At 68.8% G+C, this 10,225-nt stretch carries 14 protein-coding genes and 1 pseudogene; 2 read left to right on the top strand and 13 right to left on the bottom strand.

Going from position 1 to position 10,225, the window contains the following annotated elements; genetic code table 11:
• The first annotated feature begins 21 nt into the window (after positions 1–21).
• Together AB0K28_RS45195 and AB0K28_RS45200 are read left to right on the top strand one after the other, a co-directional pair.
• Positions 22–1,149 carry a histidine kinase gene (locus AB0K28_RS45195; RefSeq protein ID WP_364383017.1) on the top strand — a complete coding sequence of 376 codons (1,128 nt, stop codon included), beginning with the start codon at positions 22–24 and terminating at the stop codon, positions 1,147–1,149.
• A gap of 129 nt (positions 1,150–1,278) precedes the next feature.
• On the top strand, positions 1,279–1,932 hold the full coding sequence (locus AB0K28_RS45200) for a response regulator transcription factor (protein ID WP_364383020.1): 654 nt from the start codon (positions 1,279–1,281) through the stop codon (positions 1,930–1,932).
• 9 nt (positions 1,933–1,941) lie between these two features.
• On the opposite strand, the gene AB0K28_RS45205 is transcribed toward AB0K28_RS45200, so the two are convergent.
• The 13 genes and pseudogenes from AB0K28_RS45205 to AB0K28_RS45265 form a co-directional block, all read right to left on the bottom strand.
• Entirely contained in the window at positions 1,942–2,265 is a 324-nt protein-coding gene (locus AB0K28_RS45205; protein ID WP_026215037.1) for a DUF2469 domain-containing protein, read from the bottom strand.
• A gap of 39 nt (positions 2,266–2,304) precedes the next feature.
• On the bottom strand, positions 2,305–2,973 hold the full coding sequence (locus AB0K28_RS45210; RefSeq protein ID WP_364383023.1) for a ribonuclease HII: 669 nt from the start codon (positions 2,971–2,973) through the stop codon (positions 2,305–2,307).
• 53 nt (positions 2,974–3,026) lie between these two features.
• Entirely contained in the window at positions 3,027–3,620 is a 594-nt protein-coding gene (gene lepB, locus AB0K28_RS45215) for a signal peptidase I (RefSeq protein WP_364383026.1), read from the bottom strand.
• Positions 3,617–4,474 (bottom strand): signal peptidase I, encoded by an 858-nt coding sequence (gene lepB / locus AB0K28_RS45220; RefSeq protein ID WP_364383029.1) that lies wholly within the window; start codon positions 4,472–4,474, stop codon positions 3,617–3,619. The genes lepB (AB0K28_RS45215) and lepB (AB0K28_RS45220) overlap by 4 nt, the downstream gene beginning before the upstream one ends.
• A gap of 140 nt (positions 4,475–4,614) precedes the next feature.
• Entirely contained in the window at positions 4,615–4,977 is a 363-nt protein-coding gene (gene rplS, locus AB0K28_RS45225; protein WP_345397976.1) for a 50S ribosomal protein L19, read from the bottom strand.
• A 157-nt stretch (positions 4,978–5,134) separates the two neighbouring features.
• On the bottom strand, positions 5,135–5,914 hold the full coding sequence (gene trmD / locus AB0K28_RS45230) for a tRNA (guanosine(37)-N1)-methyltransferase TrmD (RefSeq protein ID WP_364383032.1): 780 nt from the start codon (positions 5,912–5,914) through the stop codon (positions 5,135–5,137).
• Positions 5,914–6,414: a ribosome maturation factor RimM gene (gene rimM, locus AB0K28_RS45235; protein WP_364383035.1), complete on the bottom strand. Its 501-nt coding sequence runs from the start codon at positions 6,412–6,414 to the stop codon at positions 5,914–5,916. Before rimM ends, trmD begins: the two co-directional genes overlap by 1 nt.
• A 73-nt stretch (positions 6,415–6,487) precedes the next feature.
• Positions 6,488–6,733: an RNA-binding protein gene (locus tag AB0K28_RS45240; RefSeq protein ID WP_043634919.1), complete on the bottom strand. Its 246-nt coding sequence runs from the start codon at positions 6,731–6,733 to the stop codon at positions 6,488–6,490.
• A gap of 1 nt (position 6,734) precedes the next feature.
• Complete coding sequence (gene rpsP / locus AB0K28_RS45245; protein WP_364383038.1) at positions 6,735–7,175, bottom strand: 30S ribosomal protein S16; 441 nt, start codon at positions 7,173–7,175, stop codon at positions 6,735–6,737.
• A gap of 376 nt (positions 7,176–7,551) precedes the next feature.
• On the bottom strand, positions 7,552–9,108 hold the full coding sequence (ffh, locus tag AB0K28_RS45250) for a signal recognition particle protein (protein WP_364383041.1): 1,557 nt from the start codon (positions 9,106–9,108) through the stop codon (positions 7,552–7,554).
• A 57-nt stretch (positions 9,109–9,165) separates the two neighbouring features.
• A complete protein-coding gene (locus AB0K28_RS45255; RefSeq protein ID WP_364383053.1) occupies positions 9,166–9,726 on the bottom strand; it encodes an ATP/GTP-binding protein in 561 nt (186 codons plus the stop codon).
• Between the two features lie 7 nt (positions 9,727–9,733).
• Complete coding sequence (locus tag AB0K28_RS45260) at positions 9,734–10,129, bottom strand: DUF742 domain-containing protein (RefSeq protein ID WP_355422622.1); 396 nt, start codon at positions 10,127–10,129, stop codon at positions 9,734–9,736.
• A gap of 5 nt (positions 10,130–10,134) precedes the next feature.
• Positions 10,135–10,225: pseudogene (locus tag AB0K28_RS45265) on the bottom strand (roadblock/LC7 domain-containing protein); the annotation flags it as partial.

Here is a 10,225-nt window from a genome sequence, read left to right on the forward strand (position 1 = left end):
GCCGCGGGCTAGCCTGGCCCGATGAGCGCGTTCCGACTCCGGTTCTCCCTCGCCGTCGCCGTCGTCCTCCTGGCGATGGGCGCGCTGACCGGCGTGACGTTGTGGAGTCTGGAGGGTGGGCCCACCTGGGGCATGGACGTGGCGATCGCGGTGGCGAGCCTGGCGGCGGCGGTGGCCCAGCTGTGGTGGCCGGTGCACGGCGCGCTCGCCGCCACCGTGCTGGCGACGCTGTCCCCGGTGGCGACGCCGGCGGCGACGATGGGCGCGTTGCAGGTGGCGCAGCGCAGGCGGTTCCCGGTGGCGGCGGGGGTGGCGGCAGCGGGCATGGCGGCTCACCTGATCCAGGGCTGGTGGCGGCCCAATTCGGGCATCTCGCTGTCCTGGTGGTTGCTGCTGATCTGTGCCTCGTACGGCGCGCTGCTCGGCTGGGGCGCGTGGGCACGTTCGCGCCGCGCCCTGCTCATCTCCCTGCACGAACGCGCCCAGCGCGCCGAGGCGGAACAGGGCAGGCGGGTGGCCGAGGCGCGGGCGGCCGAGCGCCGCCTGCTGGCCAGGGAGATGCACGACGTGCTGGCGCACCGCCTGTCCCTGGTGGCCACGCACGCGGGCGCGCTGGAGTACCGTCCCGACTCCTCCCCCGAGCAGCTCGCGAGGGCGGCGGGGGTGGTGCGGGCGGGCGTGCACCAGGCGCTGGAGGAGCTGCGCAGCGTGATCAGTCTGCTGCATGAGCAGGACGACGAACGTGACGAGCTGGAGCCGCCTCCCGGCCTGGCCGACGTGCCCACCCTGATCGAGGAGGCGCAAGGGGCGGGCCAGCCGGTACGGCTACGCGACAAGCTGACGGGCGCGCTGCCGCCCCCGATGGACAAGACCGCCTACCGGGTGGTCCAGGAGGCCCTCACCAACGCCCGCAAACACGCCCCCGGCCTGCCGGTCGAGATCCACCTGCGGGGCGAACCCGGCGACGACCTGCGCATCGAGATCAGCAACCCGCTGCCTCCGGCGGGCACGACCCCCACAGCGACGGGCAGCGGCCTCGGCCTGGTGGGGCTGACCGAGCGAGTACGCCTGGACGGCGGGCAACTGGACCACGGCAAGAAGGACGGCGAGTTCCACCTCACGGCCCGGCTACCTTGGCCGACGCCATAGCCGGGACCACGTGCGTTCGATCCACGTCGCGAGAGGCGTTGCGTTCGCGACGTGTGCCGGATTCGGGACTGACACCCGGGCGGTGCCGCCCCACGATGCCCCTGGGCCCGAGCGGCGGCCCCCGCTAGCATGGCCCGGATGATCCGCGTGCTCCTGGTCGATGACGACGCCCTGGTCCGGGCGGGCCTGTCCATGATGCTCGACGGCGCCGCCGGCATCACGGTCGTGGCCGAGGCGGCCGACGGCCAGGAGGCGATCACCGCCACCGACGCCCACGCCCCCGACGTCGTCCTGATGGACCTGCGCATGCCCCGCGTCGACGGCATCACCGCCACCCGCCGCCTGCGAGCGCGGACACGGCCGCCGGAGGTGATCGTGCTGACCACGTTCGACACCGACGAGAACGTCCTGCACGCCCTGCGCGCGGGCGCCGCGGGCTTCCTGCTCAAGGACACCTCGCCGCCGCGGATCGTGGAGGCGATCACCCGGGTGGCGGCGGGCGATCCGATCCTGTCACCGCGCATCACCCGGCGTCTGATGGAACGTACGGTCGCCCAGGCGGGCGCCTACGAGCGGGCCAGGGCCGCGCTGGCCGTGCTGACGCCCCGCGAGCACGAGGTGGCGCTGGCGATCGCCCAGGGCCGTACGAACGCCGACATCGCCACCGACCTGGCGATGGGCGTCACGACGGTGAAGGCCCACGTGTCCAGCATCCTGACCAAGCTCGACCTGGACAACCGCACCCAGATCGCCCTCCTCGCCCACGACGCCGGCCTCACGTGAGGCGGCGGGCTACCCCGAGAACCCCTCCTTGGGCATCTCCAGGTCCGCCTTGGCGAGCTCTTCGACGTTGACGTCCTTGAACGTCACCACGCGCACGTTCTTCACGAACCGCGCCGGCCGATACATGTCCCACACCCAGGCGTCCTGCATCTTCACGTCGAAGAAGACGTCGCCGTTCTCCGCGGTACGGACGTCGAGATCGACCGAGTTGGTCAGATAGAACCGCCGCTCAGTCTCCACCACGTATGTGAACAAACCGACGACATCGCGGTATTCGCGGTAAAGCTGCAGCTCCATCTCGGTTTCGTACTTTTCGAGATCCTCTGCGCTCATCGCGGTCCTCCTGTCGTACCGGTCCCCCGGTGTGCCTGCTCAGGCAACCCCGGCCCCCATTTCATTCTCACCCATCCCCCTCGCCACCGTGACGAAGGAGTAACGGTGATCGGGACACGGGCCGTGCGTTTCCAGCGCCAGCCGATGTCCCGGTGTGACGTACCCCTTGTGCTCGGCGAAGCCGTAATGCGGGTAGCGCTCGTCGAGCGCGACCATCAGGCGGTCTCGGGTCACCTTGGCCACGATCGACGCGGCCGCCACGCACGCGGCCACCTGGTCCCCCTTCCACACGGCCAGTGACGGCGCCGGCAGCCCGGGAACCGGGAAACCGTCCGTCAGGATGTACTCCGGGTCACAGGGCAACTGTGCGACAGCTCGCCGCATTCCTGAAACGTTGCACTTGTGCAGACCTTTGGCGTCGATCTCCCCAGGCGGGATGATCACTACGCCTATGTGGGCGACGCGCATGATCTGGTCGTAGAGGCGTTCGCGCACCGGCGGGCTCAGCAGTTTCGAGTCGCCGAGCCCCGCGACCGGCTTGCGCAGGATGACGGCGGCGACCACCAGCGGGCCCGCGCACGCGCCACGGCCGGCCTCGTCGACGCCCGCGATGGGGGTGAGGCCGCGGCGGGCAAGCGCACGCTCATAGGCGTAGAGTCCGGAATCGCGCCGGACGACGCTCGGTCGAGGGCGGAACGCAACTGTCATGACACAGGCAGCGTACGCCCCATTCGCCGCAAACCGCGACCTGAAGCGAGAGGCTACTTGACCTTGTCGAAGGTCTCGGGACGGGAGAACAGATAGCCCCGCGACAGCGGCCAGTAACGCACCACGGCCTTGCCGATGACGTCGTCCTCCGAGATGAAGCCGCGCCCCGGCTCCTTGGCGTGGCCCCTTGAGTCGAACGAGGCGCTGCGGTGGTCGCCCATCAGCCACAGCTTGCCCGCGGGCACGGTGACGTCGAACTTGTCGCCGGACGGGTAGTCGTCGGGGTAGAGGTAGGACTCCTCGTCGAGCGGAGTGCCGTTGACCGTGATGCGCCGCTGCTTGTCGCAGCACACCACCTTGTCGCCGCCGACGCCGATGACCCGCTTGATCGTGTCCTCGCCGTCCCATCCCTTGAACACCACGATGTCGCCGCGCTCGGGCTTGCCGGAGAGTTTGTTGACGAACACCCGGTCGTTGATCTGCAGGGTGTTCTCCATCGACTCCGACGGGATGTAGAACGAACCGATCACGAACGCCTGGAGCAGCAGCGCGATGCCGACCCCCAAGACGAGCAGCAGGACGGTCTCGCGAAACCCGCCCTTTTTCTTCTCTTTCGCCACGCCCTCCGCCTTCTTGGTGAAGGTCATCGACGCCTCCTCAGGCGCCGACGAACCAGGACCAAGGGTACGGCGAGCCCGAAGCCGGCGACCACCGGCACCGAGCCGCCGAGCGCCTGCAGCGAGGGCTGTGCGAACGTCTCAGGGATGTCGATGGAGGAGAACCGGTCGAACGGCCAGACGATCACGAAGGCCCGCCCGATGACCTGGCTGACGGGGATGGACCCGCCCCCTGGATCGCCGGTGTGGGAGCGCGAGTCGAGCGAGACGGACCGGTGGTCGCCCATCACCCACAACCGCCCCTGCGGCACGGTGATGTCGAAGAACGTGTCGGACGGCACGTTGCCCGGATAGAGGTAGCTCTCCTCGTCGATCGGGGTGCCGTTGACCGTGATGCGGCCCTTGGAGTCACAGCACTTCACGTGGTCGCCGCCGACGCCGATGACGCGCTTGATGTAGTCCTTCTCGCCGGGCACGAACCCGAAGGCGGTGCCCACCCACCGGAAGAAGCCCGCGACCGCGTTGGACGGCTCCTCCATCTGGAACTCGCCGTCCCAGGAGTCGACGCCGGAGAAGACCACCACGTCACCGCGCTCGATGTCACGAGTGTGGTAGACGAGCTTGTTGACCAGGACCCTGTCGTTCTTGAGCAGGGTGTTCTCCATCGACTCCGACGGAATGTAGAAGGCCTGGACCACAAACGTCTTGATGATCAGGGCCAGCACAAGGGCGACGACGATGAGAACAGGGAGCTCTTTCCAGAACGACCCCTTCTTCTCCTTTTTTTCACCCTTGGCCGGCTTGTGAGTCTCTTCGGCGACCACGTCCACCTCGTCCTCGACAGGGCGGCGCGCAGCGCCGTGCTCCTGGCTTTCGCTAGTCATCGCTGACGAGCCTAGATGATGACCAGGCCCGACAACCCTCGACCGACGTTACACCCACGCACGAGTCGCTCCACATAAAGGAAACGCCGCTGTAAAGCCGAAAGGCCCGCGCGTTAGCGCGGGCCATCGGAAAACGACGCTTACTTGGCGGCCGTCGTCTCACGCTTCTCGCGGATGCGGGCGGCCTTACCGCGAAGGTCACGCATGTAGTAGAGCTTGGCGCGGCGGACGTCACCACGGGTCACGAGGACGATCTTCTCGATGACCGGGCTGTGCACCGGGAAGGTGCGCTCGACGCCGACGCCGTAGCTGACCTTGCGGACCGTGAAGGTCTCGCGGGCGCCGCTGCCCTGCCTGCGCAGGACGAAGCCCTTGAAGACCTGGATTCGGGAACGGTTGCCTTCGACGACTCGGACGTGAACCTCGAGCGTGTCACCGGGACGGAAGTCCGGCACGTCGCCGCGCAGGGTCGCCTTCTCGAGCTCCTGGATCTTCGTGTGCATGAGAGTCTATTCCTCAAAGTTTCGCGAGCACGCGGAGGTCCACCCGTCCGTACTCGGCACGAGCACGGCGGCGAAGTGGACGCGCTTGCTGTCTCCTGGGGTCCGGGGTCGCTCTTCCCGGGCACGCAACACCGACCGCTGATTGGTCGGCAGCGATTCAGTTTGCCATATCTTCCGGCTGGAGGCGAAACGACAGCTCTTCGAGCAGTTTGCGATCATGCTTGTCGAGCGTCGCGGGGTCGAGCGCCGCCGCCAGTTCCGGCCTGTTCCGTACGGTACGCCGGATCGCCTCGTCGCGCCGCCATCTGGCGACGTTTCCGTGGTGCCCGGACAGCAGCACGGCGGGCACCTCGTGCCCCCGCCACAGCGGCGGCTTGGTGTAGACGGGCCCTTCGACGAGGTTCCGCATCGCCCCCGGCGCGAACGAGTCGTCCACCGCCGACTGAGCGTTGCCCAGCACACCGGGCAGCAGCCTGCCGACGGCCTCCACCATGACCAGCACCGCCACCTCGCCGCCGGCCAGCACGTAGTCGCCGATGCTGACCTCGTCGACGCGCAGGCGGCCGGAGTACTCCTCCATGACCCGCGAGTCGATGCCCTCGTAGCGCCCGCAGGCGAACAGCAGCCACGGCTCCTGCGCCAGCTCCTGGGCCAGCTCCTGGGTGAACGGCCGGCCGCTCGGCGTCGGCACGACCATGCGCGGCGAGCCGCCCTCGATCACGTCGTCGATGGCCTCGCCCCACACCTCGGGCTTCATCACCATGCCGGGACCGCCGCCGTACGGCGTGTCGTCCACGGTCTTGTGCACGTCGTGGGCCCAGTCGCGCAGCTGGTGGACGCGTACGTCGAGGGTGCCGCGCTCGCGCGCCTTGCCGATCAGCGAGACGTCGAGCGGCGCGAAGTACTCGGGAAAGATGGAGATGATGTCGAGCCGCATCACAGCAGCCCCTCCGGCGGATCGACGACCAGCCGTCCCGCCTCCAGGTCGACCTCGGGCACCAGCGCCTTGACGAACGGGATCAGCGCGTCGTCCTGGCCCTTCCTGCGGACGACGAGGAGGTCCTGGCCGTGGTGCAGCACGTCCTCCACCTCGCCCACGGGCTCACCCGCGACGGTCTGCACGGCCAGCCCGATGAGCTGGTGGTCGTGGAACTCGTCGGGGTCGTCGGGCGGCGTCACGTCGGCCGAGTCGATGACCAGCATGGTGCCCCGCAGCTCTTCCGCGGCGTCGCGGTCGTGCACCCCTTCGAACGCCACCAGCAGCATGCCTTTGTGCCACCGGCGTCCTTCGATCACCAGGGGGCCCCGGCCCGCGGGGTCGGTGGCGATGGCGGTGCCGGGGGCGAAGCGCAGCTCGGGATCGTCGGTGCGCACCTCCACGGTCACGTCACCGCGTACCCCGTGCGGGCGGCCTATCCGGCCGACGACCAGCTGCACGTGAACCTGCCTTCTCTTCTCAACGCAAGCGCCCCCATCGGCACGAAGCCGATGAGGGCGCGCAAACCTGACGCTAACGGACTGCTTCGTGCAGATCGAGCAGATCGACCCGTACGTACTTCCCGTCGGCCAGGGCGTTCACGACCGTGCGCAGCGCCTTGGCGGTGCGCCCGCCGCGTCCGATGACCTTGCCCAGGTCCTCGGGGTGCACCCGGACCTCCAGGACGCGCCCGCTGCGAATGCGGCGTGCGCGGACCCGGACATCGTCAGGATGTTCGACGATGCCCTTTACGAGGTGCTCGAGAGCCTCCTCGAGCACGTCAGGCCTCGCCCTCGGCCTGGGTCTCGGCGGGGGCCTCGGCCTCGTCCTTCTTCTTGGCCTTCTTCGGCGTGGTGGCGGCCGTGCCGGTGTCGCCACCGGACAGCGCCTCCTTGGCCGCGGCCTCGTAGAGGGCGTGACGGTCAGGCTTGGGCTCGGCGACCTTCATCGGCTCAGGGGCGGGCTCGCCCTTGAACTTCTGCCAGTCGCCGGTGAGCTTGAGCAGCTTGAGAACCGGCTCGGTCGGCTGCGCGCCGACACCCAGCCAGTAGGCCGCACGCTCGGCGTTGACCTCGATGCGCGAAGGGTTTTCCTTCGGGTGGTACAGGCCGATCTCTTCGATCGCCCGGCCGTCACGCTTGGTGCGGCTGTCGGCGACGACGATGCGGTATTGAGCGTTGCGGATCATGCCGAGCCGCTTGAGCTTGATCTTGACTGCCACGGGTGTGGTCTCTCCTGCATTCGCACGTGGGTGAACGGCGCCTCGCCGAGTGGGGCACGACGCGACGACGCTCCAGGGACAAACGTGTCCGGCGGGAGATGAGAGGGCACCCACCTGGTCACGGTGTTCCAACATGTCATTGTGCCAGATCTACGGCACTGCTCACGACCCGTCACCAAACCCCACCGCAAAGATCCCCCAACCCCTCCCTAAAGCCCCGCGGAGCGAGGCCCCAAAGGCGAGGAAGGGGGTCACGGCGTCAACGACCCCGCCCAGTGAGTCCAGAGCGCCGAGCTCGTTCAGTGGGGCCGGAAGCCCGACCCTGTCCGGGAGGACGGACGGGGGTCGGTGCGTCAGATGTCCCGGCCCGAGGCCGTTACTTCTGGCCGGGGAGGCGGAGCTTGGAGGGGTCGAAGCCCGGGGGGAGCTCGACGCCCGGCGGGAGCTTGCCGCCGAGGTTGCCGAGGACGCCGCCGCCCTTCGGGGCCGGCTCGGCCGGCGCGCCGTCGGCGGAGCCGCCCTTGCCCAGCGCGGCCTTGCGCGGGTCGCCGCTGACGCGCCGCCCCTTCTTGGCCTTCTTCTGCTGCTTGGACGCCTTGCCCTTGCCGCCCGGCATGCCGGGGATGCCCATGCCGCCCGCCATCCGCTTCATCATCTTCTGGGCCTCGAAGAAGCGGGTGACGAGGTTGCTCACGGCGCTCACGCTCACGCCGGAACCGTTGGCGATGCGGGCGCGGCGCGAACCGTTGATGATCTTCGGGTCCTGCCGCTCGGCGGGCGTCATCGAGCGGATGATGGCCGCGATGCGGTCGAGGTCGCGATCGTCGATGGAGTTGATCTGGTCGCGCATCTGCCCCATGCCGGGCATCATCCCGAGCAGGTTCTTGATGGGCCCCATCTTCTGGACCATCTGCATCTGCTCGAGGAAGTCCTCGAGGGTGAAGTTCTCGCCCGAGGTGAGCTTGCCCGCCATCTTGGCGGCCTGCTCCTCGTCGAACGTCTTCTGGGCCTGCTCGATCAGGGTGAGGATGTCACCCATGTCGAGGATGCGCGAGGCCATGCGGTCGGGGTGGAAGGCGTCGAAGTCTTCGAGCTTCTCACCCGTGGAGGCGAACATGATCGGTCGGCCGGTGATGTGCCGCACCGACAGGGCCGCGCCACCGCGCGCGTCGCCGTCGAGCTTGGTCAGCACCACGCCGTCGAAGCCGACGCCCTCCATGAACGCCTGCGCCGTGACCACGGCGTCCTGGCCGATCATGGCGTCGACCACGAACAGGACCTCGTCGGGCGAGACCGCGTCGCGGATGTCGGCGGCCTGCTTCATCATCTCCTGGTCGATGCCCAGGCGACCGGCGGTGTCGATGACGACGATGTCGTGGTTGAGCCGCCTGGCCTCGTCGATGGATCTGCGGGCCACCTCGATGGGGTCGCCCACGCCGTTGCCCGGCTCGGGCGCGTAGACGGCGACCTGCGCGCGCTCGCCCATGACCTGGAGCTGCTGGACGGCGTTGGGCCGCTGCAGGTCGGCGGCGACGAGCATGGGCGCGTGGCCCTGCTCGCGCAGCCACGTGGCCAGCTTGCCCGCCAGCGTCGTCTTACCGGCGCCCTGGAGGCCCGCCAGCATGATGACGGTCGGGGGCGTCTTGGCGAAGCGCAGCCTGCGGGTCTCGCCACCGAGGATCCCGATCAGCTCGTCATTGACGATCTTGACGACCTGCTGCGCCGGGTTCAGCGCCTGGGAGACCTCGGAACCGCGGGCACGCTCCTTGACCTGGGCGACGAACGCCTTGACCACCGGCAGCGCGACATCGGCCTCAAGCAGGGCGATGCGGATCTCGCGGGTGGTGGCGTCGATGTCGGCATCGGACAGCCGCCCTTTGGATCGGAGGGAGGAGAAGACCGATGTCAGCCGGTCGGAAAGCGTCTCGAACACGTGGTTGGCCAGTCCTCGAAGCGAATGTACGTCTAAGACTCCAGCCTAGCCGCTCCGCTAGCCGCCAAAGCCTGGCACGGCCATCCGAACCGTCAGCGCGTGCTCCACGAGCTGGATCAGCGTGTTCTTGACCGAGTCCTTCGACCGGGCGTCGAGCCGCAGCATGGGGATGTGCGGGGCCAGCGTCAGGGCGTCGCGGACCTCGGCGTCGCTGTGCGGGTACTGGCCGTCCCACCCGTTCACGCCGACCACGAACGGGAGCTGGGCCTCCTCGAAGTAGTCGATCGCGGGGAAGCTGTCGGCGAGCCTGCGGGTGTCCACGAGGACGACCGCGCCGATGGCGCCGCGGACGAGGTCGTCCCACATGAACCAGAACCGGTGCTGCCCGGGCGTGCCGAACAAGTACAGGATCAGGTCGCGGTCGAGAGACACGCGGCCGAAGTCCATGGCGACGGTCGTGGTCGTCTTCAGCGGCGTCATGCCGAGGTCGTCGATACCGGCGGAGGCGTCGGTCATGACGGCCTCCGTGGTCAGCGGCATGATCTCCGACACCGCGCCGACGAACGTCGTCTTGCCCACCCCGAAGCCCCCGGCGACCACGATCTTCGTCGAGGTCAGACCGGGGCTAGAGCCTGCGAAGTCCACTGAGCACCCTTTCCAGCAGGTTGACGTCCGGTCGACCCGCCTCGAGCTGCGGCTGATGCACCCGAACCAGGCCCTCCGCCGCCATGTCCGCGATCAGAACACGCACCACGCCGAGCGGGATCCGCAACAGCGCCGACACCTCGGCCACCGATCTGACCTGCAGGCAGAGCTGGCTGATCGCCTTGTACTCGGGCGTGATGTGGGAGAACTCCCGGTGCTCGGCGGTCGCCGATGACACCAGGGCCTCCATCGCCAGCTTGACCCGCGGCGCCGTCCGTCCACCGGTCACGGCGTAGGGGCGGACGGGCGAGGCGGGGTCGGATCTTGGGGGCGGAGGTGGGGGCTCCCAGCCGCCGCTGTTCCACGAATTGCTCACCTACATCACCTGGTCTGGCTGGCGCGCAGCTCCGCACGCACAGCCGGAGTCAGCACCTGACCGGCGCGATCGACCATCAGCGTCATCTGATACGCC

The sequence above is a fragment of the Nonomuraea sp. NPDC049504 genome, assembly GCF_040676845.1.
Taxonomy (GTDB): domain Bacteria; phylum Actinomycetota; class Actinomycetes; order Streptosporangiales; family Streptosporangiaceae; genus Nonomuraea; species Nonomuraea salmonea.